Origin of the sequence: Natronobacterium haloterrestre (assembly GCF_900112205.1) — an archaeon.
In the GTDB taxonomy this organism is placed as follows: domain Archaea; phylum Halobacteriota; class Halobacteria; order Halobacteriales; family Natrialbaceae; genus Natronobacterium; species Natronobacterium haloterrestre.
On record NZ_FOKW01000001.1, the window covers coordinates 59,319 to 83,761 of the forward strand.

The window sequence follows — 24,443 nt, forward strand, 5'->3', positions numbered from 1 at the left end:
GTTCAGGCGCGCCGACCTATCGGCCCTGCCACTCCGGCTCCCGGTCCTCGAAGAAGGCGTCGATCCCCTCGTTCTTGTCCTCGGTCGCGAACAGTTGCGCGAACAGTTCGGCCTCGTACTCGATGCCGCTCTCGAGGTCCATCCGCGACCCCGCCTTCACGGCCTCCTTCGCGAACTCGAGGGCGACGGGGCTGTTCGCGGCCATGGATTCGGCCAGTCCGTACACCGCTTCGTCGAGGTCGTCGTCGCTGTCGCAGACGATATCGACGAGGCCGATCTCGCGGGCCTCCTCGACCTCGATCAGGTCCCCCGAGAGGATCAGCCGCATCGCCTGCCCCTCCCCCACGAGGCGGGGCAGGCGCTGGGTACCGCCGCCGCCGGGCATGATCCCGAGGGTGATCTCGGGCTGGCCCACTTTCGCCCGCTCGTGGGCGATCCGGACGTCACACGCGGTCGCGAGTTCGCAGCCGCCGCCGAGCGCGTGGCCGTTGAGCCGGGCGATGACGGGCTGGCGGAGCTCGTCGACGACCTCGTACACCCGCGGCCGTTTCGAGGCCTCGCGTTGCTCTAAGGCGTTCCGCTCCCGTAACTCGCCGACGTCCGCGCCGGCGACGAAGGCCTTGGCCTCGTCCGCGCCCGTCAGTACGACGACGCGGACCTCGCTGTCCTCGATCGCCTCGAGCACGGTCTGCAGTTCCTCGCGGAGTTGCCCGTTCAGGGCGTTGCGCGCGTCGGGCCGGTACATCGTCACCGTCGCGACGCCGGCGACGCGGTCGCCGACCGTCGCGCGGACCGTCTCGCAGTCCGCGGCGGCCTCCTCGACGGCCTCCGCGCCGTCGACGCGATCACTCATCCCCGTCACCCCCGTCGACGTCGCCGCTGACGCCGACGATCTCGCCGTCCTCCCAGACGTAGAACCCCTCGCCGGTCTTCTTCCCCAGTTTGCCCGCGCGGACCTTCCGCTTGAGGACCTGCGGCGGCCTGAACCGCTCGCCCAGCTCCTCGCGGAGGTACTCGAGGATGTCCAGCCGAACGTCCAGGCCGACCACGTCGCCGAGTTCGATCGGCCCCATCGGGTGGTTGTATCCCAGTTCCATCGCGGCGTCGATGTCCCGTGGGTCGGCGACGCCCTCCTCGACCATGCGCATCGCCTCGACGCCCAGTGCGACACCAAGCCGCGAGGAGGCGAACCCGGGCGTGTCGGTCACCTCGACGGCCGTCTTGTCGATGTCCTCGACGAACTCGTGGGCCGTCGCGACCGTTCCGTCGTCGGTCTGTTCGGCGACGACGATCTCGACCAGGTCCATGATGTGGACCGGATTGAAGAAGTGCAGGCCGATCACGCGGCCGTCATGATCGGCGGCGCTGGCGATCTCCGTGACCGACAGCGACGACGTGTTGGTCGCGATGATCGCGTCGTCGTCGACCAGTTCCTCGACGTCCTCGAGGGTGTCCCGCTTCAACTCGAGGTCCTCGGGAACGGCCTCGATCACGAGGTCCGCGTCCGCGACTGCCTCCGCGAGGTGGGTCGTCCCCTCGATGCGGGCCAGCGCCGCGTCGGCCGCCTCGCGGGAGACCTTGTCGCGTTCGATCCCGCCCTCGAGGTTCTCCTCGATCGACTCGATGCCTTCCTCGACGAACTCGGGGTTGACGTCCCGGATCACGACCTCGTGGTCGGCCATCGCCGTCACCTGCGCGATTCCGTGACCCATGGTACCGGCACCCAGTACTGCGACGTGCATACGCCACACAACCCGAACGAGCCCCAAAGACGTTACTGTTCGTTCGACCGCCGGCGTGGGACGTGTCGACGGCACAAATATATGGCTCCGGAGGATACGCGACGAGCATGCGAGACGTCTATCTGGTCGGTGCGGGCCAGTCCCCGTTCGGGGCCTTCCCGGACCGGAGTTACCGGGACCTGTTCGCGGAGGCGTACCGGGCCGCGCGCGACAGCGTCGACCGCGGCCTCGAGGCCGCGGACGTCGACGAGGCCGTCGTCGGCACGCTGGGCGTCGGCGGCCGCCAGCTAGGGCTGTCGGGGCCGGCCGTGACCGAACACGTCGGCCTCCACAACGTTCCATGCTCGCGGGTGGAAAACGCCTGTGCGGCGGGCGGGTTCGCCGTCCGTAACGCGGTCCAGGCGATCAAGAGCGGCTTCGCCGACGTCGTCGTCGCCGGGGGGTACGAGGTGATGACCGACCTCTCGGACGACGTGACCAAGTACTGGCTCGGCGTCAGCGGCGAGACCGAGTGGGAACGGCTGACGGGAACGACGTTTTCGGGCCTCTACGCCCAGATGGCGAGCGCCTACATGACCGAGTACGGGGCCACCGCGGAGGACCTCTCGCGGGTCGCCGTCAAGAACCACGGTAACGGCGCGAAGAACCCGAAAGCGCACCTCGACTTCGAGTGTTCGCTCGAGGACGCCGTCGACGCGCCGACGGTCGCGGACCCCCTCAATCTCTACCACTGCTGTCCGACATCGGACGGGGCCGCGGTCGCCGTCCTCGCGAGCGGGGACGTCGTCGCCGAGTACACCGACGAGCGGATCCGGGTCGCCGGCGTCGGCGCGGCCAGCGAGCGGGTCGGCCTGGCCCAGCGCGACAGCTACACCGGCATCTCGGCCTCGCAGGTCGCCGCCGAGACGGCCTACGACCGCGCTGGCGTCGGCCCGGACGACCTCGACTTCGCGGAGGTCCACGACTGCTTCGCCATCGCGGAACTGATCGCCTACGAGGACCTGGGCTTTTGCGAGCCCGGAACCGCGCCCGAACTGCTCCGCGAGGGGCGCACCGACCCGGACGGCGACCTCCCCGTCAACACCTCCGGCGGCCTCAAGTCGAAGGGCCACCCCATCGGCGCGACCGGTACCGGCCAGGTCGTCGAGGCGTTCGACCAGTTGACCGGCCGGGCCGGGGATCGACAACTCGAGGACCCCCGGCCCCGGTACGGGCTGACCCACAACGTCGGCGGCAGCGGCGGCGCGTCGGTCGTCCACGTCTTCGAGCGCGAGCGCGAGGGGGTGGCGAGATGACCCTCGAGGTCGCGAGCGTCGGCGCGTACGCCCCGCGCTACCGGCTCCCCGCCGACGGCGTCGAGGAGGTCTGGGGCCAGTTCCACGGCGCGGGAATCTCCGAGACCGCCGTGCCAGCGGCCGACGAGGACGCGCTGACGATGGCCGCCGAGGCCGCGAGGCTCGCCCTCTCGGAGGGTAGCGTCGAGCCCGCGGACGTCCCGCGCCTGCTGCTGGCCACGACGACCCCGCCGCTCGAGGAGGGCGCGGTCGCCGCGCGGCTCGCGAGTTTCCTCGGTTGCGAGGACACGGTCGAAACGCGCACGTTCACCGCCGGGACGCGGGCCGGCGTCGACGCGCTGGCGACGGGGCTCGAGGGCGACGGGCCGGCCCTGGTCGTCGCGAGCGACGCGCCCCGCGGGGCGCCCGACGACGAGGTCGAACACGCCGGCGGCGCGGGGGCGGCCGCATTCCTCCTGACCGCGGACGGCGGGGGACCGATACGAGGTCGCGCCGAACGAACGGCGGCGACCCCCGGGACGCGGTTCCGCCCCGCGGGATCGGACGAGACGACCGGCCTCGGGATCGCGCCCTACGACCGGTCGGCGTTCACCGACGCGGTCGCGGCCGTCGCCGACGACCTCGAGGCCGATCTCGGGGACGCGGACGCCGTCGCGCTCCAGTCGCCGAACGGGAAGCTCCCCTACCGTGCTGCGGGCCCGCTCGGCGTCGAGACCGCCGCGATCCGGGAGGGGACGACCGTCCACGACCTCGGCGACACCGGTGCGGCCAGCCCCCTCCTCGGGTTCGCGAGCGCGCTCGAGGCCGGGGGCGAGTCCGTCGTCCTGATCGGCTACGGCGGCGACGGAGCGGCCGCGATCGCGTTCGACGTCGGGGACGTCGCGGTCGCGACCCGCCTCGAGGGCGCGGAGACGCTGTCCTACGGGGAGTACCTGCGGACCCGCGGCGATATTACGCCGGGAGAGCCGGACGGGGGCGGCGCGTACGTCAGCGTCCCCAGCTGGACGCGGACGCTCCCCCAGCGCCACCGCCTCGTCGCGGGCCGGTGCCGGGAATGTGGCGACCTCGCGTTCCCGCCGGAGGGTGCCTGTCCCGGCTGTAGCGCGTTCGAGGCCTACGACGAGGTCACGCTGCCGGGAACGGGGACGGTCGAGGCGGCGACGGTCATCGGCCAGGGCGGCGCGCCGCCGGAGTTCGTCGAACAGCAGGCCAGGGAGGGCGCGTACGTCAGTGCGATCGTGGCACTCGATGGGCCCGCCGTCGAGGACGGCCGCGACGGGAGCGCCGCGACGGTCTCGACGCCCGCGCAGGTCGGCACCGTCGGCGACGAGTCGGTCTCGCCAGGGGACCGCGTCGAGGCGACGATCCGCCGGATCTACACCCAGGAGGGCGTGACCCGGTACGGGTTCAAGATGCGACTCCTCGAGTAGCGCCCGCGCGATGCGTGTTCGAGTAACTCGAACGCAACGTCCGCTCGAGATTCCTCGTTCATAATTCGTCGCGGGGATTACACGGGCTGAATTACAGCGGTACGTTTGTATACCGGCGGGGCGAGCGCGTCGTTCACGGACCGGAGACGGTTTCGTTCGAGTGACTCGAACGGATTCCTAGAGGTCCGCGGCCGATTCCGTCCGCCCGACGGTCACGGCGTCGATTTCGGAGGTCTCGAGCACTATCGGCCGGGTCGACTCGATTCGGACTGGCCTGGATCCGGGCCGGTTGTGGTCTCGTTCCCGCTATTCGAACGGATCGGGAATGTCGGGCGAGCGACGATACGGAGCCCGGATCACGAGGTCTGGGAGTACTCCTCGACCCACTCCTGGAGGGTGATCCCCATCGTCGCCTGCGTGATCGCGTTCGAGGAGGCGGAGTTGGCGCTCTTGACGAGTTCGGCCTCGAGGGTTCGGTCGGGGACCTCCCCGAGGAAGTGGGGGATCGCCCGCTGGACGGCGAGCGGACAGCCGACCTCGTGGGCCAGCGCGTACCCCGAGATGGAGTGGGGGATCGTCTCGCCGCCGTAGCGCGGGTCGGGGTCGACGAGGTCCTCGTCGACGTGGTCGGTGTACTCGTAGCACTTCCCGACGTCGTGCAGCAGGCACGCGGCGACGATCGTATCCGTGTCGGGATCGGCACCGTGGAACTCCCGCTGTTCGCGGGCGGCCTCGAGGGCGATGCGGGCGACGCCCCGGACGTGCTCGACGTTCGTGACCTCGTGGATGTTCCAGGCGTAGGGGACGTCCTCGACGTGTCGCCAGCCCCCGCGTCGGAGGCCGAGCGTCCACGCCTCGACGACGCGGTCGGCGAGATCGGTGTCGTCGATGCGCTCGAGTTCGGGAAAGGCGTCGCGTATCTGGGTATCGTAATCGGATTCGGACATGATTCGAGTTCAGCGTGGAACGGTCGTCTCGTCGACGGTACCTCGACGGGTCGCCGGGTTCGGTTCGGATGGCACGTTCGGACGCACGCACATAAATCGTACCCCCGGGGATCACAGCGGCTCGCCGTCGACGAACAGCCGCTTCCCGGCCTCCCGTTCCGCGGCGTAGCCGTCGTAGTACTCCATCAACTGGAACAGCGTGCCGGTCGGGTTCTCGGGCGAGACGAACGCCTCGCCCCAGCCGTCGAACTCGGCGCGGTCGACGACCGACACGCCGCGGTCGGACAGGGCCTCGACCGCCGCCTCGAGGTCCGCGACCTCGAGCGTGACGTGGTGGAGCCCGGGGCCGTGGTCCTCGAGGAAGCCGGTGAGAAACGACTCCGAGCCGTCCTCGGGGGCGACGAGTTCGAGCCGCGAGGCGTCGCCGAGGACGTACGTGGCCCACGTGAACGACCCGTACTCGCTTCCTTCCTCGTGGATCTTCTCGCACCCGAGCGCGAACAGGATCGGCTCGGCGTCGTCGATCGATTCCACCGCGATACCGACGTGATCGACCCGCGTCGCTGGCATCGCTGGCTGCGCGGCCATGACTCGAGTACCACGAGCGGCCCACATAGATCTTGGGTATCGTTTGCACTCGTCGCGGGTCGAGTGACCACACCGCACCGATAGAACGAAGTTCGGGGCCGTCGATGCCGGGAGTGTATGATCACGATGGTGGAGCTACTCGTCCGCAAGGACGGGTACAGCCACGCGGAGTTCGTCGAGCGGTGGCAGGGCGACCACGCCGAGATCGCTCGTGAACTGCCCGGCCTGCAGCGGTACAGCACGTCCGTACCGACCGACCCGGAGGCCGTCGAGTACGACGGCGTCCTCGAGTTGACCGTCGAGGACGAGGCGGCGCTGAACGAGGCGTTCGCCTCCGACGTGGGTCGGGAGGCGCAGGCGGACGCCGCGGAGTTCGTCGACGTCGGGGCCGGCCCGCGGCTGATCGTCGAGGAGACGGTCCACGTCGACGAGACCGCGACCGAGACGGGCCGATGACGACCACGGCCCACGAACTCGTCGCGACCCTCGAGGAGTTGGGCGTCGAGTACGTCTTCGGCTACCCGGGCGGCCGCGCCATCGAGTTGTTCGAGCACCTCCCCGACTCCGACGTGACGGTCGTCCGCCCCCGCGACGAGCGCGAGGCGAGCGTCATGGCCGAAGCACACGGCCGCCTCACGGGGCGACCGGCCGTGCTCACCGGCCAGGGCCCCTGGATCGGCAGCCTCGGGGCGATCGGCCAGATGGAGGCCCGGCTGGCGTCCTCGCCGATGGTCGTGCTCACCGAGGCTTCCGAACGCGGCGAGTACTCGACGCTCGCCCCCTACCAGCAGTCCCGCGGGGATTACGGCGGGCTCGGCTTGCCCGACATCCTCGAGGGGATCACCAAGGAGTGGTGGTTCCCGCGGACGCCCGTCGAGACGCTGCGGTCGACGCAACTGGCGTTCAAACACGCCGTCGCCGGCCGGCCGGGCCCTACCGCCGTGATCCTGGACGGGAACGCGATCACCGACGAGGTGCCCGACGACCCGACGCCGCCGGCCTGGGACGCCCGCGAGCAGGCCCGCACCTGGGACGCCGCGCCGACCGACGACGACGTGGCGGCGGCCGTCGAGGCACTCGAGGCCGCCGACCGGCCGGTCGTGATCGCGGGCAACGGCGTCCACGCCGCGACGGCCTACGACGAACTCGCGGCCGTCGCCGACGCCTACGACTGCGCGGTCGTGACCTCCTACCTCGGGAAGTCGACCTACCCCGAGACGGCCGACCGCGCGGCGGGAGTCATCGGCTCGTTCGGCCACGAGGGGGCAAACCGGGTCGTCAGCGAAGCCGACACGCTCCTGGTCGTCGGCTGTCGGCTGAACCCGATGGACACCAACTGGCAGGCCCCCGAGTTCGTCCGGCCGGACGAGCAGACGATCGTCCACGCCGACGTGGACGCCCGGAACGCGGGCTGGGTCTACCCCGCCGACGTGGGCCTCATCGGCGACGCGGCGGAGAGCCTCGCGGCGCTGGCCGACGCGGGCGGCGCCGAAAACGGGTGGGCGCTCGAGCGCGCGGCCGAAGCCCGGGAGTGGTTCACGGCACCCGAGTGTCGGGACGACTCGAGTCCGATCAAACCCCAGCGGGCCGCCGCGGAGATCCAGCGGGTCGTCGACGGGGAGACGATCGTCACCGCCGACTCGGGGAACAACCGGTTCTGGCTGCTGTACTACCTGCAGACGCCCGCGGTCCGCACGTACTTCGGCAGCGGCGGCGTCGGCGGGATGGGCTGGGCCCAGCCGGCCGCGGTCTCGGCGGCGCTGACGACCGACAAGGACGCCATCGCGGTCGCCGGCGACGGCGGCTTTTCGATGACGATGAACAGCGTCGAGACGGCCGTCGAGTACGGCGTCGCGCCGACGTTCGTCGTCCTGAACGACACCAGCCTCGGGATGGTCCGGCAGATGCAGGACGAGGGCCACGGCGAGATCGCCAGCGTCGAGTTCCACGACACCGACTTCGTGCAAGTCGCCGAGGCGTTCGGCGCGGTCGGCCGGCGGGTGACCGACCCCGACGACCTCGCGGACGCCCTCGAGGACGGGAAGGCGGCCGACACCCCGCACGTCGTCGACGTCCGAATCGACCGCGAGGAGGAGATGGCCGACCAGCTCGCCTCCTCGTTCTACGAGTCGGTGGGAGGGCTTCACGAGTGATGGGGCGCATCGACGTGCGAACGAACACCAACCTATACGTGATCGATCGACACACTATGAGACCATGACGAACGTGACTGACGACGCGACCGTACTGGTCACCGGCGGCACCGGCTTCATCGGCTCCTACGTGGTACAGGACCTGCTCGAGGGTGGCCACGACGTCGTGGCCTACGACCTCTCGACGGACACGGAGATCCTCGAGAACCTCGGCGTCGCGGACGACGTCGAGGTGCGACGGGGCGACGTCTCCGAGGCGACCGACGTGATCCGCGCGGTGCGGGAGACGGGCGCGACCCACATCGTCCACCTCGCCGCGCTGCTGACGACGACGGCCCGGGAGAACCCCCGGAGCGCGGCCGACGTGAACATCATGGGGACGAACAACGTCTTCGAGGCGGCCCGGATCCTCGACGACCAGGTCGAACGGGTCGCCTGGGCCTCCTCGGCGGCCGCCTACGCGCCCCCCGAGAACTACGACGCCGAGTGGGTCGACGAGGACGAACTCGTCTACCCCGACACCCTCTACGGGGCGACCAAGGAGTACAACGAACACCAGGCCCGGGTCTACCGCGAGGACTACGGGCTGGATCACGTCGCCCTGCGCCCGACCGTCGCCTACGGCCCCTACCGGGAGACCGGGGGCTCCGCGTTCCTGGCGAACATCGTCGAGAAGCCCGCGCTCGGCGAGTCCTACAGCGTCGAGTACGGCGACCAGTACGTCGACTGGCAGCACGTCGAGGACATCGCCCAGGCGTTCCGCAAGGCGGCGTTTACCCGCGAGGAGGACCTCTCCCAGCGGGTCTACAACGTCCGGGGCGTCCTCGCGACGATCCGCGAGGCCGCAGAGACCGTCGAGTCGATCCTCTCCGACGCGGAGATCGACGTCTCCGACGACGGCGAACTCCCCTGGACGCAGAACCTGGACATGACGAAAGCGCAGGAGGATCTGGGCTACGACCCCGAGTACGATCTCGAGTCCGGCTTCCGGAAGTACATCAACGTCCTCCGGGAGGAAGCGGGGCTCGAGCCCGTGTAGTCGGATTCGCTCGTTCCGATCGCCGCAGGCGGCTGCCGGCAGCGAACTTATTTACCTTGGCTCGTGGTGACGAATCTCATGGCGCTCGAACACACGCCAGTGGCGGACCACCCGCTCGACCCGCTGTCGCCGGAGGAGATCGAAACGGCGTACGAAATTCTGACCCGGGAGCGGAACGTTGGGGAGGATAGCCTCTGCATCAAGATCGAACTCGACGAACCGGACAAGGAGGCGCTCGAGGCCTACGACGAGACCGGAGAGACGCCCGATCGGCGAGCACGGACCGTCATAAGGAACGGCGCCGAGCGGAAGACGATCGAGGCGACCGTCTCGCTGGACGAGGACGCCGTGGTCGCCTGGGAGCACGTCGAGGGGGCCCAGCCCTCGATCGCGATCGAGGAGTTTATCGCCTGCGAGGAGACGGTCAAGGCGAACGAGGAGTGGCAGGAAGCCGTCGAGCGACGCGGCGTCGAGAACACCGACCGCGCGATGGTCGACCCCTGGTCGGCCGGTCACGAGTTCATCCCCGAGGACGTCGATCGGTCGAAGCGGCTGGCTCACGGGCTGACCTTCCTCCGGCCGAGCGAGGACGACGGCGACGAGGGGTACGCGAAGCCGCTGACCGGCATCCACACGTTCGTCGACCTCGACCGGATGGAGGTCCTGAAGGTCGTCGATTACGGCCCGCCGGACGAGGACCAGCCGCTGCCGCCCGAGTGGATGGCCTACCGCGAGGACGACGTGGACCTGCGGGAGGACCTGGCCGCCTACAACGTCGACCAGCCCGACGGTCCCAGCTGGAGCGTCGACGGCCACAAACTCGAGTGGCAGGGCTGGCACATGCGCGTGGGCTGGACCCAGCGGGAAGGCCTGGTCCTGTACGACATCGGCTACGAGGACGACGGGGACGGCGAGGTGCGCTCGATCATCGACCGGGCCTCCTGCGCCGAGATGTCGGTGCCGTACGGGACGACCGACGTCAACGACCGGTTCAAGAACGCGATGGACGTCGGCGAGTACAACATCGGCCGGCTGGCGAAGTCGCTGACCAACGGCTGCGACTGCCTCGGGCACATGCACTACTGGGACGCCGTGATGAACACGGCCGACGGCGAGGCGAACGTCCTCGAGAACGCTATCTGCCTCCACGAGGAGGACAACGGGACGCTCTGGGAGCGCAGCGACTGGCGGACGGAGAGCGACGAGGTCCGCCGTCGTCGCCGGCTCGTCGTCTCGTTCGTCGCGGCCGTGGGCAACTACGACTACATCTTCAACTGGTACTTCTACCAGGACGCCTCGATCGAGGTCGAGGTGCGGCTGACGGGGATCGACAGCGTCTCGACGGTGGCGCCCGACGAGGACCCGTCCGGATACGGGGAACTGGTCGCGCCGCAACTCAACGGGCCGATCCACCAGCACTTCTTCAACTTCCGGCTCGACATGAACGTCGACGACGGACCGAACAGCCTCTACCGCGTCGAGAACCGAACAGTTCCCGTCGGCCCGGATGGGACGGACCCGATGGGGGAGGCCGACGACCGAACGCACAATCCCGGCGGCAACGCCTTCTACGCGAAGCGGGAGAAACTGACCAGCGAGGAAGCCGCGAAGGACCTGATCGACCCGCTGAAGGGACGGTACTGGCAGATCGTCAACGAGAACGCGGAGAACCGCCTCGGGAGGCCGACCGGGTACCGCCTCGTGCCCGGCGGCAACGTCGAGGCTGCGGTCCACCCCGACTCGAGCGTGATGGACCGCTCCGGCTTCATCCGCTATCACCTGTGGGCGACGCCGTTCCGCGAGGACGAACGGTTCCCCGCGGGTCGGTATCCGAACCAGCACCCCGGCGGTGCGGGGCTGCCGGCCTGGACCGAGGCGGACCGCGACCTCGAGGACGAGGACCTCGTCTGCTGGTACACGCTCGGGGTCAACCACGTGACCCGGCCCGAAGACTGGCCGATCCTGCCCGTGCAGGTCTACAGTTTCAAACTCCAACCGGACAACTTCTTCGACGAGAGCCCGGCGATCGACGTGCCGCCCCAGCACGCGATCGAGGGACAGGACGTGCCGGGCCACGGCGCCTGCGGGGCTGACGGGACGGACGCGGACGCCGAAGCCGACGACGACTGATCCCGGCCCCGCCCGGGTCCCGACCGATCGTCTCGGATCTCCGGACCCCGGACGCTGGACCCACCTCAGCCGCTCGGATCCACCGAGACGTCCTCGTCCCCGATGATCTCCCGGATCTCGTCGGCCTCGAGCAGGTCGACCAGTTCGGCGTCGCCCTGCCGGTAGGTCTCGCGTTCGGACTCGGAGAGGTACTCCTCGAGGTGTGTTTCTCCCAGGCTGGTCTCGAGCGCGTCCTCGATGTCTTCGGGATCGTACCCTGGAACTGGCATACGATAACGTATGACGCCATTCATCTTATAACGTGGTCGGGTCGCTCGGCCCGCGGTCGTCGACGGCGGGGTCACGGTCGAGTCCGGGACTCGCTCACCGGTGGTCGTACACCCGCTTGACTTTCCCCACCTCCGTCCGCTCGATCGTCCCGTAATCGACCAACTCGAGGGCGTCGGGGCTGAACGACAGCGCGTTCTGGAGCCGTTCCGCCATCGCCTCGCGGAGCGCCCCCCGATCCCCCTCGAAGTCCTCGGCCAGTTCGACGGTCAACTCGAGGCGGTCGAGGGTGTCCTCGCGGCGGAGGTCGATCCGGTAGTGGGGCGCGACGTCGTCGAACTCGAGGACGACGTCCTCGATCTGACTGGGGTAGAGGTTGACCCCGCGGACGATGATGAGGTCGTCCGCCCGCCCGGTGACGCCGTCCATCCGGACCGTCGTCCGGCCACACTCACACTCCTCGTAGGTGAGCGTCGTCAGGTCGCCGGTACGGTACCGCAGGACGGGAAGCGCCTCCTTCGAGAGCGACGTGAGGACGAGTTCGCCCTCCTCGCCCTCGGGCAGCGGTTCGCCGGTCCCCGGGTCGATCACCTCCGGGTAGAAGTGGTCCTCGTGGATGTGCATCCCGTCCTGGGCTTCGCGACACTCGGCGGCGACGCCCGGGCCGATCAGTTCGGAGAGGCCGTAGTTCTCGATTCCCGTCGCGCCCAGGCGCCGCTCGATCTCCTCGCGCATCGGTTCGGTGCAGGGCTCCGCGCCGTACAGCACGGTCGAGAGCGGAAGTTCGCGGGGATCGACCCCCATCTCCTCGGCCGTCTCCGCGAAGTACAGCGCGTAGGAGGGGGTACAGCCGATCGCGTCGCTCCCGAGGTCACGCGCGAGTTCGACCTGTCGCTGCGTGTTGCCGCTGCCGGACGGAACGACGGTCGCGCCGAGTTCCTCCGCGCCGCCGTGGAAGCCGAGCCCACCCGTAAAGAGTCCGTAGCCGTAGGCGTTCTGGACCGTGTCGCCGGCCTCGACCCCCGCGGCCGCCATCGAGCGCGCCATCACATCGCGCCAGACCTCGAGGTCGCCCTCGGTGTAGGAGACGATCTTTGGCTTCCCCGTCGTCCCCGAGGAGGCGTGGATCCGCCGGATCTCGTCGTCGTCGACGGCGAAGAGGCCGTCGGGGTACTCGTCGCGGAAGTCCTCCTTCGTGGTGAACGGTAGCTTCTCGAGGTCGTCGACGCTCTCGACGTCGGCCGGCGAGACGCCGGCTTCCTCGAGGCGGTTCCGGTAGAGCGGAACGTGCTCGTAGGCCCGTTCGACCGTCTCCCGCAGCCGTCTGGACTGTAGCTCGCGCAGCTCCTCGCGCCCCCAGCGGTGGATGGTCTCCGACATGCGTCTATCCGTCACTGATGGTATCAAGTACCAAAGTTCTTGAGTCGCGGCCTCGAGCCAGGGGCGACTACCGGGAAAAGGCGTTCACTCGAACTTCTCGAAGGGCTGTTCGCAGTCGTTGCAGTAGTGCATCGACCGGCAGAGCGACGGCCCCTTCGGGTGTTCGCGGACGGTGTTCGTCGACTCGCAGTAGGGACACTCAGCGCCCGTCTCGTCGCCGCTGGTCTCGACGCTCGGATCGCGGCTCCGTCTCATATGCTCAGTCCGAACTCCTTCAGGTCCGCCTTGCCCTGTTCGGTGACCATCTCGACGGTCCACTCCGGACTCCAGACGAGCCGAAGGTCGACCTCCTCGACGCCGTCGACGTCGGCGACCGTCTCCTCGACCCGTTCCAGGAGCATGTCCCGTGCCGGACAGCCCGAGTAGGTGAGCGTCATGTCGACGGTCGCGGTGCCGTCCTCGACGCTGACCCCGTAGATCAAGCCGAGATCGACGATGCTGACCGGCATCTCGGGGTCCTCGATCCCGTAGACGGCGTCCCAGACGTCGGCCTCGAGGCCGGCCGCGTCCTCGCCGGTGGCGGGGAGGTCCTCGGCGCCTTCGCCCTCGCGGTAGTCGGTGTACGCACAGGGGGTCGCGTTGGAGTCGGGATCGGGGTCTGGATCGGGGTCGGGGCCCGGCGTGTTGCTGCTCATTATTCGGGTTTGTCCATGATCTTGGTCGCTTCGCTACGCTCCAGTTCGCGGTAGGTGTGGGTGAACTCCTCCCGGAGGTCGTCCCAGGCGTCGGTGTGGCTGCCGTCCCGGCCGACGGCGTCGGGGAGGACGTCCTCGGTCACGTCGAACTCGTACTCGTCGAAGTGAACGAGTTCCGAGGCCGGCGTCTCCAGCCCGAGGTCGTCCAGGAACGGAACCACGGTCGAGAGCCACCCCTCGCGCATCTCCTCGAGGGTTGCGTCGCGGAAGCCGGCCGAGACGATCGTCTCCTCGACGTCCTCGTCGCCGCTCGCGTCTCCCGCGCCGGTGGCCGGCGCGCACGGCTCGAACAGCGTCAGCGCGTGCGGGAACAGCCGATCGACGGCGTCCTGTAGCCGTTCGGCGCCCTCGTCGCCGTTCGCGAGCCGTTCGACCCAGTTGCTCGCGTGCTCGAGGTGGTACTCCTCCTCGCTTCGGATCTTGCCGACGCGGTCGGCGATCTTCGCGTACGACGACCCCTCGAGCGCGTCGAGCCGGATGTCCTCGGCGACGTCGTAGAGGTAGTGACGCAGGACGGCGTCGGCCCAGTCGCCCTCGGCAAAGGGTCGCTCGACGAGCGTGCTGTGGCGCCACTCGTCGGCCTCGCGCTCGTAGACGAGTTCGTGTTCCTCGTACCCCAGGTCCTCGAGGACGTCGTACCACAGGCGGGCGTGGCCGAGTTCGTCCTGGGCGTTGTTCGCGAGCGCCAGGTCCGACTCCAGGGTCGGTGCCTTGACCTGCCACTCGGTGTAGCGCTCGGCGAGGACGTACTCGTCGTCGCCGAGTCGCTTGAGCAGCGTCTCGAGCGCCTCGCGTTCCTCGTCGTCGAGGTCCGCCGGGGACTCGAGGGTCGCGGACATCACGCGTCACCCCGCTGTTTCTCGGCTTCGGCCTGCTGACCCTCGGATTCGACGACCTCCTCGGCGTGGTCGACGTCCGGGTTGTAGGCCGTCGCCCACCGGTAGGCCTTGTCGGTCGTGCCGCCGAAGGCGACGTCGTCGGCGTCGGTCTCGCCGACTTCCTCTTTCGGGACGACCCAGAGGCTGTTGGTCGGCTTGCGCCGGCCGTGCTGGATCGCGGCGAACTGCTTTGCCATCTCGCGGTCCGGCGCGTGAACGTTGCCACAGTGGGTGTGGTAGTCACCCTGCTTCTCCTGTCGGAATACTTCCCAGATCATGGTTAGTCGGCTGCCTGCGGGGGCTGGTTACCGGCGGGCATGTCGTTGCTCTCGAGCGTGTCGCGGACCCACTCGACGGCCTCCTGGGCCTTCTTCCGGCCGTCGATCTGGCCGACGCCAGGCTCGTACTCGTTTTTGGCGATCGTGAAGAACTCGTCCCAGTCCAGGTCGTCCTCGACGACCTCGTAGGTGCCGTCGTCCCGCTCCCGAATGCGGGGCTCGTCGGGGATCTCGAGGCCGTACTTCCGGGCTTTCGGGATGTACTGATCGAGGAACGCCTGCCGGAGTTCGTCGTTGGACTGCTGTTTCAGCCCGACGGCGGACGCGAAGTCGTGGTGCGTGCTCCGGTCGTCGGTCGGCCCGAAGAACTGGATGATGCGTGGCCACCACTTCTCGAAGGCCTCCTGGGTCAGCTTCTGTTCCTTCCGGGAGCCCGTCATCAGCGTCCGGAGGATGTCCTCGCCGTGTTTGACGTGGAACCCCTCCTCGAAGCACACCTTGTCCATCGCGTGGGCGTACGGCTCCCAGCTGGTCCGCCGGAGCGTCGCCTGCCGGCGCATCGCCGCGCCGTCGACGAAGAAGGCGATCATCGGCGTCTCGACCCAGTCCTCCATCGGGTAGTGGAAGCAATTGAGGAACTTCCCGTCGCCGTTGGCCAGGTCGTCAAGCATCTCCTCGCGGGTCTTGACGCCCAGCGACTCCGCCGCACGATAGAGCAACTGTCCGTGGCCGATCTCGTCTTGCACCTTCGCGGAGAAGGCCAGTTTGCGGTCGATGCTCGGCGCCTGCCGGATGAACGGTCGCTCCAGGTACGCCCCCATGATCTCGCTGTTGGCGTGGAACTCGATCATCCGGGTCGCCGCCTTCCGGTACTCCTCGGGGAGGTCGTCCGCGGGGTCGAACTCCCGCGGGCCCGCTCGTTCTTTCACGGTGTCCAGGTCCATGGTTTCACCCGAATGAACGATCGTGAGAGTCTTAGGGGTTGACCGCTACATGAAGGGGTTTTATATATTGGTGTCGTATAACATACCACATACGTCCCGATGATCGACGAATGCCTCGTGGTCGAATTCCGGGTGCAAAACGACGACTGTCCGCTGGCGGAGGCGACCGCCGCGGTCGACGTCGACGTCGAGGTCGAGGCCCAACCGCCACAGCGGCGCAACGACGGGAACGACCTCCTGCAGTTCAGCGCACCCAAAAGCGACCGGCTCACCGAGGTCCTCGACGCGGACGACCGGATCTCCTATCTCCACGTCTCGAAGAGCGACGGCCGCTACCGGTACCGTTGCCTGTCGAAACAGCCCTGTATCGTCCACGAACTGATCGACAACGGGCTCATCGTCGAACGGCTGCGGTACCGCGAGGACGCGACCGCCATCTTCGGCGCGGTCGTCGGACGCGACGTCCTCAAAGGGGTCATGGAGGCCGCCGGCGACACCGTCGGCGTCACCCTCGAGCGGATTTACCCCCTCGAGTCGGAGGCCCGTGAGGTCCCCAGCCGGCGGTGGGACCTCACGCCCGCTCAGGAGGAGTGTATCCGGGCGGCCCTCGAACTGGGCTACTTCGAGATCCCGCGGGCGACCTCGACCGAGGAGGTCGCCGCGGAACTGGACGTCAGCAAGTCTGCCTTCCTCGAGCGATTGCGGCGGGGCGAGCGGGCGCTGTTCGAGCAGATCTTCGACTAGCCGCCGGTACCTTCTTTATCCCCGGCATGGCGTGGTATCGTATGACAGATAGCGGTCGCGTCAGGGAGCACATCGAGAGCGACGCCTACTGCGAGACGCTGGGAATCGAACTCGTCGGCCTCGAGCCCGGGTCGGCGACGACCCGACTCGAGGTGACCGAGGACCTGACGAACTTCCACGGGACGCCCCACGGCGGGGCGATCTACTCGCTGGCCGACGCCGCGTTCGCCGCCGCGTCGAACTCGCGGGGCGAGACGGCAGTCGCGCTCGAGACGAACGTCTCGTACCTCGAGGCCGTCGAGGTCGGAACGACGCTGACCGCGACGGCGACCGAGACCCACGACGCCGGACGCACCGCGGCCTACGAGGTGACGGTTACGGACGAAGAAGAGGAACGGGTGGCGACGTTCCGCGGGCGGGTGTACAAACCCTGACTGCTCAGGCCGTGACGCCGAGATACCTGTCGAGCACCTCCTCGTTCGCCTCCAGCTCCGCGGAGGTCCCCTCGTAGACGATCTCGCCTTGGTTGATGACGTAGTTCCGGTCGGCGAGCTCGAGGCAGACGTGGACGTTCTGCTCGACCAGCAGGACGGTGATCCCGCGGTCGTTGAGCCGCTCGACGATGTCCATCACGTCCTGGACGATGTAGGGGGCCAGCCCCTCGGTCGGCTCGTCCAGCAGGACGAGGTCGGCCCCGCCGACGAGCGCACGGGCGATCGCGAGCATCTGCTGTTCGCCGCCCGACAGCGACGAGCCGGCGTTGCCCGCCCGCTCCCGGAGGTTCTCGAACATCTCGAGGGCCTCCGCGACCGACAGCGAGTCGGCCTCCGGTGCGCCGCCGTGGTCGGCCAGTTCCAGGTTCTCCCTGACGGTCAACTCGGGGAAGATCCGCCGTTCCTCCGGGACGAGTGCGATCCCGCGGGCGGCGGTCCTCGTCGCGTCGAGGCCGGAGACGTCGTCGCCCCGATAGACGACCCGGCCGCTCGTCGGCTCGAGGATGCCCATGATCGTCCGCAGCGTGGTGGTCTTGCCCGCGCCGTTGCGGCCGACGAGCGAGACGATCTCGCCCTCGTCGATCGACAGCGAGAGGTCCTGTAGCACCGTCGTTTCGCCGTAGCCGGCGTCGACCGAGTCGACCGAGAGCAGCGGGTCTGTGGTCCCGTTCATTCGATCATCCCTCCGAGGTAGGCGTCCTGTACGTCCTCGTTCGCGGCGATCTCCTCGGGCGTTCCCTCCGCGAGGATCTCGCCGCGGTTCAACACGGTGATGCGGTCGGATAGTTCCATGACGAGTTCGATGTCGTGTTCGATGAGCAACAGCGTCTGGTCGACCAGCACCTCCTCGATCAGATCGATCGTCTCCTGGGTCTCCTCGGCGCTCATGCCGGCGGTTGGCTCGTCGAACAGGACGAGGTCGGGGTCGGTCGCCAGCACGACGCCGATTTCGAGGCGGCGCTTGTCGCCGTAGGCGAGCGCGTCGGCCTGCTCCTCCGCGACGTCCGCGAGGCCGATCCGCTCGAGGGCCGCGTCGGTGCGTTCGTTCATCCCGTCGTAGCGGTCGGTCGGCTTGAACAGCGCCTCGAGGGCGTTGTACTCGTCGCGGTCGATCGACTGGGCGGCAAGCCGGACGTTCTCGCGGACGGTCAGCCCGCCGAAGACGTTCGAGATCTGGAACGAGCGACCCATCCCGCGTCGCACCCGCTCGGACGGCGACAGCCCGGTGATCTCCTCGCCGTCGAAGTAGATCTCGCCCTCGGTCACCGGGAGCGCGCCGGTGACGAGGTTGAACAGCGTGGTCTTGCCGGCCCCGTTCGGGCCGATGATGCTCCGGAACTCGCCGCGCTCGACGGTGAGGTCGACGCGGTCGGTCGCCACGAACTGGCCGAACTTCTTGACCAGGCCGTCGGTTCGGAGGATCTGTTCTTCCGCGGCGCGTCGATCCGTGTCGGGTTGGGTGGGTTCGGCAGCCATCAGTCGTCACCTCGAACGCTCGAGTCCTCGGGGGTCGGTTCCGGTTCGGGCTCCGGCTCGGGCCCCGGGCCCGAACCGCCGAGGTACGGCTCGAGCTGGGCCGGCAGCGATACCAGTCCCTGGGGCAGGAAAATGACGAACAGGACGAAGACCGTTCCCAGCACCAGTCGCCATCGCTCGGTGAACTCGGTGAGTACCTCCTCGAGGCCGAAGAACACGCCGGAGCCGATGATCGGGCCGTACAGCGTTCCCATCCCGCCGAGGATGACCATCACGATCACCTCGCCGGAGTGGAGCCAGTAGGCGAACGACGGCGTGGCATACCCCGCGTTGAGGGTGAACAGCCCGCCGGCCAGCCCGGCCAGCGCGCCGCTTATCACGAACGCGCGGCGCTTGTAGACCGTCGTCTCGTAGCCGACGAACGTCGCTCGCTGTTCGTTCTCGCGAATCGACTTCAGCACCGCGCCGAACGGCGACTCGAGCATCCGCCGCGTGAGCAGGAACGCGCCGACCAGCGTCGCCAGCGCGATGTAGTAAAACAGCGACTGGCCGGTCAGCGCGACGGGGCCGACGAAGATCGCGATCTCCTCGAGGCTGATCCCGACCCCGGCGAGCCCGTAGTACGCCGAGAGCCCGAACAGCCCCTCGGAGCCGCCGGTGATCTCCAGCCGGAACAGCAGGTTGTAGAACAGTTCGGCGAACGCGAGCGTGATCATCGCGAAGTAGACCCCCGAGACGCGGATCGAGAGGTAGCCGACGAACCAGGCGATCGCCGCCGACAGCAGGATCGCCAGCCCGATGGCGACGAACGCGGAGCCGCCGACGTGAGCCAGCGAGATCGCGACGGCGTAGGCCCCGAGCGCGTAGAACAGCGCGTGGCCGAGCGACACCAGCCCCGTATACCCCATCACGAAGTCGAGGCTGAGCGCGAACAGCCCCCAGATGAGGATCTCGACCATCAGCGTGACCGCGTAAGTCGAGTACAGCGTGCCCGCACCCAGGGGAACCAGCGCCAGGAGGCCGACCGCCGCGAGGCCGAGACGCCGTCGCGTCTCGGCCTCGAGGACGCCGCCGGAACCGGTCAGCAGGTCCCCGCCGCCCTCGCCCTCCGGCGCTTCCGACCCGAACAGGCCGTGGGGGCGGACGAGCAACACGGCGATCATCAGCAGGAAGATCACCATGCCCTCGAGGATCGGTGCGTACGTCCGCAGCAGCGTCTGGATGATCCCGACCGCCAGCCCGCCGACGACGGCGCCCTTGAAGCTCCCGAGGCCGCCCAGGACGACGATGACGAACGCGGGGATGATGACCGACATCCCCATCTCCGGGCTCACCGTCTGGTAGCCGCCGAGGATGATCCCCGCGACGGCGGCCAGGGCCGCGCCGACGCCGAAGACAAGCGAGTAGTAGCGGTCGATGTCGATGCCCAGATTCCGGACCATCTGTCGGTCCTGGGACCCCGCGCGGACGATCAGCCCGTACTTCGTGTACTCGAGCAGCGCCCAGACGGCAAGCGCCATCGCCGCGCCGAAGGCGATGATGAACAGGTTGTAGACGCTGGCGTTGAGGCCGAAGGCGGTGACCGTCCCCGAGAGGACGGCCGGAACGGCGAGGCTCACGTTCCCCGGCCCCCAGACGAGGTAGATGAGGTCGTTGATGACCAACACCAGCCCGAACGTCAGCAGGATGTGGTAGAGGGGGTTGCGCCCGTACAGCGGCTGGACCGTGTAGCGTTCGATGCCGACGCCGATGAGCCCGACCAGAAGCGGTGCGACGAGCAGGGCCGCGAAGAAGCCGTAGCCGCCGAACGGACCGACCAGGGCCAGCGCGAAGTACGCCCCGAGCGCGAACAACTCCCCGTGGGCGAAGTTGATCACGTTCATCACCCCGAAGATGACCGACAGCCCGGCGGCTAACAGGACGTACACGATCCCGATGGTCAGGCCGTCGACCAGCGCCTGGAGGAGTCCTTCGACCATGGTCATCCCCTAGAGGTCACAGCCGGTCTCCTCGCAGTCGGGGATGGCTTCCTCGCCGGACAGGTCCGTCAGGAGTTCGACGTCGGCGAGTTCGCCCTCGTCGGGTTCGACGCACTCGCCCATCCAGACCGGGTTGACCGCCTGCTGGTCGCACTCGCGGAACTCGTTCGGACCGAAGATGGTGTCGTGTTCCATCCCCGACAGCGTCTCCCTGACCGTCGTCGGATCGTTCGATCCCGCCTCGCGGATTCCGTTCGCGACCATCCGGATCGACTCGTAGCCGACCCGCGAGAAGTTGTCCGGCACGTCGTCGTACTCGTTCTGGTAGGCGTCGACGAACGCCCCGTTGTCACCGGTCTCGATACTCGGAACGTACCGCACGCCGCTGTAGACGTCGTACGCGCCCTCCCCCGCGCCGGCCCGGACGGCCCGGAACGACGCGGTCGTCGTGACGATGGGGATCTCGTCCTGCAGGCCCCGTGCGCTGGCCTGCGAGAGGAAGATCGCAAGGTCCGCTCCCGTCATCCCGACGACGAGCGCATCGGCCTCGTCGCTCGCGTTGGAGATCTGGCTGATGAACGCCTCGAAGTCGGTCGACCCCGGATCCGAGCGGGTAACGTCGACCCGTTCGTAGGAGTCACTGATGGACTCCATGCGGGTCTCGACTTCCTCGAGCACCGAATCCCCGTAGGCGTAGTCCGCGATGTGATAGAAGATCCGGTCCCCGAGTTCGTCGGCCGTCCACTGGGCCATCGCCTCCGCGATCTGTGCGGTGTTGGTCTCGAACCGGAAGACGTACTCGTTGCACTCCGATCCCGTGATCGAGACGTCCGCCGCGCCCGGCGTGTAGACGACCTCGTTCTCGAGAGCGAAGTCGTTGATCGCCAGCGCGGAGGAACTCGAGATACAGCCGGTGATGAACTGTGCCCCGTCGGACTGGACGGCCTGTTCGGCTCGCTGGGTCGCCGTCGCCGGATCGAGTTGCGTGTCGTACTCCTCGTACTCGATCGTGAACTCGTACTCGTCGCTCTCGTTGATCTGTTCGATCGCGAGTTCGGTTCCCTGGTGACGTTCCTTGGCGAGCTCGCTGAACTCCCCATTGAAGGGTTCGAGAACCCCGAACTGGACCGTGTCGAACTCGCCGTCGTTGTCGTCGGCGCCCGCCTGTTCCGGATCCCCCACGCAGCCGGCGACCCCGACCAGCCCGCCGACGCTACCCGCGGTGATCGCCTTGAGAAGCCGTCGCCTGCTCCCCTGGCATGTGCCATCTCGAGACATACCTCCAGTAGATTACAATACATTATAAAAATCTACCCCGTTTTGTGGGGGTTTTATCAGGCGTCTCCGGCAGCATTTGTCGATTCCGCGCCGAATCGGGCGGAATCACCGCCGAGGGGTGTCGCTCGTCGGTGGCCGTCGAGCGGGGCGAACCAAGGCATCGGTCCAGCACGGCTCGAACCGATAAAACCCGGATACGTGGCGCACGACTGTTATGTCGCTCCGACACGAGGGTCGAGGCATGTACCGAATACTGGTCGGGCTGGACGCCGACCCCGAGCGGGCGGCCGCGCAGGCGTCGACGATCGAGTCCCTGCCGGCGGCCGACGAGGAGATCACGGCGATCCTCGCCCACGTCTTCGGCGAGAACCCGGAGGGGCGGTCGGTCCACGAACTCGAGGGGGTACGCCGCGTCGCGTCGACGTTCGACGATGCCGGGATCGATTACGAGTACTACGAGGCGAGCGGCGAACCGGCCCCGGAACTGATCGCCGCGGCAGCGGAACTCGACGCGGACATGATCTGCCTGTCGGGTCGCAAACGGACGCCGACCGGCAAGGTCATCTTCGGGAGCGTCACCCAGTCAGTCATCCTCGGAACGGATCTGCCCGTGGTGACGGTGAGTCCGGAGGAGTAGGCCGCCCCCGTCGCTCGGCGTCGGGGCGATACGGTGTCGGGATCGCTGACCCTCGAGAGCGGACCCGACCGCGGCCGAACTAAAAAACCCCCGCATGAGCGGGACGAGGGTCATGTGACTGGATGCCGTACATACGACCGATGACCACCGACACCTGCCCCGCATGGGACCCGGCGGACTGCGAGGGGACGACGGGCTGTCCCCCGCGATGCCCCCGCTTCATCGACAAGCGCGGTGAGCCGATCCTGGTCGAGCCCTACGACGGCGACCGCTTCGAGGGTCTCGTCTCCATGTACGTCGACTACCCCGAGGTCCACCGGTCGATGGGGGTGCCGCCGGTCACCCGCGAGCACATCGAGAACTGGCTCGAGCGACTGATCGACCGCGGCTACAACGTGGTCGCCGCCCACGAGGACGAGATCGTCGGCCACGCGGCCTATTCCCCCTGCTCGAGCCTCGAGCCCCAGTTCGTCGTGTTCGTCGACCCGGCGTACCACGAACGCGGGATCGGGAGCGAACTCTGTCGGCACGTGATCGCCCGCGCGGCCGATAACGGCCACGAGGCGCTGGTCCTCGACGTCGACGGCGACAACGAGCGGGCGATCCACGTCTACCGCCGGATGGGGTTCGAGACGGTCGACCGCAGTGGGAACGACCTCCGGATGCGCCTGTCGTTCGACGAACCGATCGTCGAGACGGTGCAGTTGCCGCCGGCCGAGCGACCGGCGAACGCGTAGTCGGGGGCGACCGAACTTTTATTCCGAAATCGATCGACTGCACGGACGATGACCGAATCAGCGGCCGTTATCGTCGACGCGGTCCGGACGCCACAGGCGCGGAAAGACGGCGGACTCGCCGACGCCTATCCCGAGGACCTCGTCGTCGCCGTCCTCGAGGCGCTGGTCGACCGAACGGCGGTTCCGGCCGAGGCGTGGGACGACTTCCGCCTCGGCTGTGCGAACCAGGAGGGAAAGCAGGGGCGCAACCTCGCCCGCCAGTCGTTGCTTGCCGGCGGGTTCCCCGAGTCGGTCCCGGGCGCGACGCTCTCCCGGCTCTGTGGCTCCTCGCTGACGGCGCTGGTCGACGCCGCGCGGGCGATCGAGGCCGGCGACGCCGCGGTCGTCCCCGTGGCCGGCGTCGAACACATGAGTCGCGTCCCCTTCTCCGACTGGCTCCACCCCGCCATCGAGGAGCGGTACGACCCCGACGCGCTGCCGATGGGGGCGACCGCCGAGCGGGTGGCCCGCGAGTACGGCGTCGACCGGGACGAGCAGGACCGGTTCGCGCTCCGCTCGCACGAACGCGCAGTCGACGCCTGGGAGTCGGGTCGGTTCGACGACGAGGTCGTCCCGGTCGAGACTGACGACGGACGCCTCGAGCGGGACGAGGGACCCCGTCCCGACACCGACCTCGAGACGCTGGGCGAGTTGCCGACGGTCTTCGCCGACGACGAGGCGGCGACCGTCACGCCCGGCAACGCCTCGCCGCTGACCGACGGCGCCGCGGGGCTGCTCGTGACGAGCGCCGAGTTCGCCGCCGAGCACGGTCTCGAGCCGCTGGCCCGGGTACGTTCGCGCGCCGTCGCCGGCGTCGATCCCCGGGAGATGGGGATCGGGCCGGTGCCGGCGACCCGCGACGCGCTCGCGGCCGCCGACCTCTCGGTGTCGGATCTGGACCTCGTGGAACTCAACGAGGCCTTCGCCGCCCAGGCGCTGTACTGCAAGCGGGAACTCGGCCTCCCCGACGACCGACTGAACGTCAACGGCGGCGCGATCGCGCTCGGCCACCCGCTGGGTTGTTCCGGCGCGCGCATCGCGACGACGCTCTGTCACGAACTCGAGCGCCGGGGCGGCCGGCACGGCCTCGCGACGATGTGCGTCGGGTTCGGACAGGGGGTCGCGACGGTGCTCGAGCGGCCCGACGCGCTATAGGTCGACGGAGCGTCGCGCCCACCAGAAGGATGTGCACACACCACATGATTTTTGATGTGGGACGGAGGAGTGTCGAGT

At 68.5% G+C, this 24,443-nt stretch carries 26 protein-coding genes; 11 read left to right on the plus strand and 15 right to left on the minus strand.

The features are described 5' to 3' along the window. Positions 1-16: 16 nt before the first annotated feature. On the minus strand, positions 17-853 hold the full coding sequence (locus BM113_RS00310; protein ID WP_089784355.1) for an enoyl-CoA hydratase/isomerase family protein: 837 nt from the start codon (positions 851-853) through the stop codon (positions 17-19). After that, positions 846-1,742, minus strand: a complete 897-nt coding sequence (locus BM113_RS00315; RefSeq protein ID WP_089784357.1) for a 3-hydroxyacyl-CoA dehydrogenase family protein — start codon at positions 1,740-1,742, stop codon at positions 846-848. Before BM113_RS00315 ends, BM113_RS00310 begins: the two co-directional genes overlap by 8 nt. Before the next feature lie 107 nt (positions 1,743-1,849). On the opposite strand from BM113_RS00315, the gene BM113_RS00320 reads away from it, so the two are divergent. Both BM113_RS00320 and BM113_RS00325 read left to right on the plus strand, forming a co-directional pair. Further along, positions 1,850-3,037 (plus strand): thiolase domain-containing protein, encoded by a 1,188-nt coding sequence (locus BM113_RS00320; protein ID WP_089784358.1) that lies wholly within the window; start codon positions 1,850-1,852, stop codon positions 3,035-3,037. Continuing rightward, positions 3,034-4,467 (plus strand): zinc ribbon domain-containing protein, encoded by a 1,434-nt coding sequence (locus tag BM113_RS00325; RefSeq protein WP_089784360.1) that lies wholly within the window; start codon positions 3,034-3,036, stop codon positions 4,465-4,467. The genes BM113_RS00320 and BM113_RS00325 overlap by 4 nt, the downstream gene beginning before the upstream one ends. A gap of 356 nt (positions 4,468-4,823) precedes the next feature. Here the strand turns inward: BM113_RS00325 and BM113_RS00330 are convergent, their stop codons facing one another. Together BM113_RS00330 and BM113_RS00335 are read right to left on the minus strand one after the other, a co-directional pair. After that, on the minus strand, positions 4,824-5,414 hold the full coding sequence (locus BM113_RS00330) for an HD domain-containing protein (RefSeq protein WP_089784362.1): 591 nt from the start codon (positions 5,412-5,414) through the stop codon (positions 4,824-4,826). 111 nt (positions 5,415-5,525) lie between these two features. Continuing rightward, the gene (locus BM113_RS00335; RefSeq protein ID WP_089784364.1) at positions 5,526-6,002 is read right to left on the minus strand and encodes a VOC family protein; all 477 of its coding nucleotides are present in this window, start codon (positions 6,000-6,002) and stop codon (positions 5,526-5,528) included. A gap of 117 nt (positions 6,003-6,119) precedes the next feature. Here BM113_RS00335 and BM113_RS00340 point away from each other — a divergent pair, with 117 nt between their 5' ends. The 4 genes from BM113_RS00340 to BM113_RS00355 all read left to right on the plus strand — a co-directional run bounded on the left by BM113_RS00340 (position 6,120) and on the right by BM113_RS00355 (position 11,324). After that, positions 6,120-6,458: an EthD family reductase gene (locus BM113_RS00340; RefSeq protein ID WP_089784366.1), complete on the plus strand. Its 339-nt coding sequence runs from the start codon at positions 6,120-6,122 to the stop codon at positions 6,456-6,458. After that, a complete protein-coding gene (locus tag BM113_RS00345) occupies positions 6,455-8,155 on the plus strand; it encodes a thiamine pyrophosphate-binding protein (RefSeq protein ID WP_089784368.1) in 1,701 nt (566 codons plus the stop codon). The genes BM113_RS00340 and BM113_RS00345 overlap by 4 nt, the downstream gene beginning before the upstream one ends. 64 nt (positions 8,156-8,219) lie before the next feature. Further along, a complete protein-coding gene (locus tag BM113_RS00350) occupies positions 8,220-9,194 on the plus strand; it encodes an NAD-dependent epimerase/dehydratase family protein (protein WP_089784370.1) in 975 nt (324 codons plus the stop codon). Between the two features lie 78 nt (positions 9,195-9,272). Continuing rightward, positions 9,273-11,324, plus strand: coding sequence for a primary-amine oxidase (locus BM113_RS00355; protein WP_089784372.1), 2,052 nt, complete (start codon positions 9,273-9,275; stop codon positions 11,322-11,324). Positions 11,325-11,389: 65 nt separating this feature from the next. On the opposite strand, the gene BM113_RS00360 is transcribed toward BM113_RS00355, so the two are convergent. The 7 genes from BM113_RS00360 to paaA all read right to left on the minus strand — a co-directional run bounded on the left by BM113_RS00360 (position 11,390) and on the right by paaA (position 15,826). Then, on the minus strand, positions 11,390-11,593 hold the full coding sequence (locus BM113_RS00360) for a DUF8027 family protein (protein WP_089784373.1): 204 nt from the start codon (positions 11,591-11,593) through the stop codon (positions 11,390-11,392). 94 nt (positions 11,594-11,687) lie between these two features. Beyond that, positions 11,688-12,971, minus strand: a complete 1,284-nt coding sequence (paaK, locus tag BM113_RS00365; protein ID WP_089784375.1) for a phenylacetate--CoA ligase PaaK — start codon at positions 12,969-12,971, stop codon at positions 11,688-11,690. An 84-nt stretch (positions 12,972-13,055) separates the two neighbouring features. Continuing rightward, a complete protein-coding gene (gene paaE / locus BM113_RS22135; protein WP_007142073.1) occupies positions 13,056-13,226 on the minus strand; it encodes a 1,2-phenylacetyl-CoA epoxidase subunit PaaE in 171 nt (56 codons plus the stop codon). Beyond that, positions 13,223-13,666 (minus strand): 1,2-phenylacetyl-CoA epoxidase subunit PaaD, encoded by a 444-nt coding sequence (paaD, locus tag BM113_RS00370; RefSeq protein WP_089784377.1) that lies wholly within the window; start codon positions 13,664-13,666, stop codon positions 13,223-13,225. The genes paaE and paaD overlap by 4 nt, the downstream gene beginning before the upstream one ends. Then, entirely contained in the window at positions 13,666-14,565 is a 900-nt protein-coding gene (gene paaC / locus BM113_RS00375) for a 1,2-phenylacetyl-CoA epoxidase subunit PaaC (RefSeq protein ID WP_089784379.1), read from the minus strand. The genes paaD and paaC overlap by 1 nt, the downstream gene beginning before the upstream one ends. Further along, a complete protein-coding gene (gene paaB / locus BM113_RS00380; RefSeq protein ID WP_089784381.1) occupies positions 14,565-14,882 on the minus strand; it encodes a 1,2-phenylacetyl-CoA epoxidase subunit PaaB in 318 nt (105 codons plus the stop codon). Before paaB ends, paaC begins: the two co-directional genes overlap by 1 nt. Before the next feature lie 2 nt (positions 14,883-14,884). After that, positions 14,885-15,826 (minus strand): 1,2-phenylacetyl-CoA epoxidase subunit PaaA, encoded by a 942-nt coding sequence (gene paaA / locus BM113_RS00385; protein ID WP_089784383.1) that lies wholly within the window; start codon positions 15,824-15,826, stop codon positions 14,885-14,887. A 99-nt stretch (positions 15,827-15,925) separates the two neighbouring features. On the opposite strand from paaA, the gene BM113_RS00390 reads away from it, so the two are divergent. Then, a complete protein-coding gene (locus BM113_RS00390) occupies positions 15,926-16,570 on the plus strand; it encodes a helix-turn-helix domain-containing protein (protein ID WP_089784385.1) in 645 nt (214 codons plus the stop codon). Between the two features lie 41 nt (positions 16,571-16,611). Continuing rightward, positions 16,612-17,004: a hydroxyphenylacetyl-CoA thioesterase PaaI gene (paaI, locus tag BM113_RS00395; RefSeq protein WP_089785529.1), complete on the plus strand. Its 393-nt coding sequence runs from the start codon at positions 16,612-16,614 to the stop codon at positions 17,002-17,004. 4 nt (positions 17,005-17,008) lie between these two features. On the opposite strand, the gene BM113_RS00400 is transcribed toward paaI, so the two are convergent. Genes BM113_RS00400 through BM113_RS00415 form a run of 4 tightly spaced genes read right to left on the minus strand, consistent with a single transcriptional unit; the run spans position 17,009 to position 21,797 of the window. Then, the gene (locus tag BM113_RS00400) at positions 17,009-17,737 is read right to left on the minus strand and encodes an ABC transporter ATP-binding protein (RefSeq protein WP_089784387.1); all 729 of its coding nucleotides are present in this window, start codon (positions 17,735-17,737) and stop codon (positions 17,009-17,011) included. Continuing rightward, positions 17,734-18,540 (minus strand): ABC transporter ATP-binding protein, encoded by an 807-nt coding sequence (locus BM113_RS00405; protein ID WP_089784389.1) that lies wholly within the window; start codon positions 18,538-18,540, stop codon positions 17,734-17,736. Before BM113_RS00405 ends, BM113_RS00400 begins: the two co-directional genes overlap by 4 nt. Beyond that, complete coding sequence (locus BM113_RS00410) at positions 18,540-20,519, minus strand: ABC transporter permease (protein WP_089785530.1); 1,980 nt, start codon at positions 20,517-20,519, stop codon at positions 18,540-18,542. The genes BM113_RS00405 and BM113_RS00410 overlap by 1 nt, the downstream gene beginning before the upstream one ends. A 9-nt stretch (positions 20,520-20,528) precedes the next feature. Then, entirely contained in the window at positions 20,529-21,797 is a 1,269-nt protein-coding gene (locus tag BM113_RS00415; protein WP_177209067.1) for an ABC transporter substrate-binding protein, read from the minus strand. Positions 21,798-22,038: 241 nt separating this feature from the next. On the opposite strand from BM113_RS00415, the gene BM113_RS00420 reads away from it, so the two are divergent. The 3 genes from BM113_RS00420 to BM113_RS00430 all read left to right on the plus strand — a co-directional run bounded on the left by BM113_RS00420 (position 22,039) and on the right by BM113_RS00430 (position 24,365). Beyond that, positions 22,039-22,434, plus strand: a complete 396-nt coding sequence (locus BM113_RS00420) for a universal stress protein (protein ID WP_177209068.1) — start codon at positions 22,039-22,041, stop codon at positions 22,432-22,434. A gap of 140 nt (positions 22,435-22,574) precedes the next feature. Further along, on the plus strand, positions 22,575-23,171 hold the full coding sequence (locus BM113_RS00425; protein ID WP_089784395.1) for a GNAT family N-acetyltransferase: 597 nt from the start codon (positions 22,575-22,577) through the stop codon (positions 23,169-23,171). Between the two features lie 48 nt (positions 23,172-23,219). After that, a complete protein-coding gene (locus BM113_RS00430) occupies positions 23,220-24,365 on the plus strand; it encodes a thiolase family protein (RefSeq protein WP_089784397.1) in 1,146 nt (381 codons plus the stop codon). The last annotated feature ends 78 nt before the right edge of the window (positions 24,366-24,443 follow it).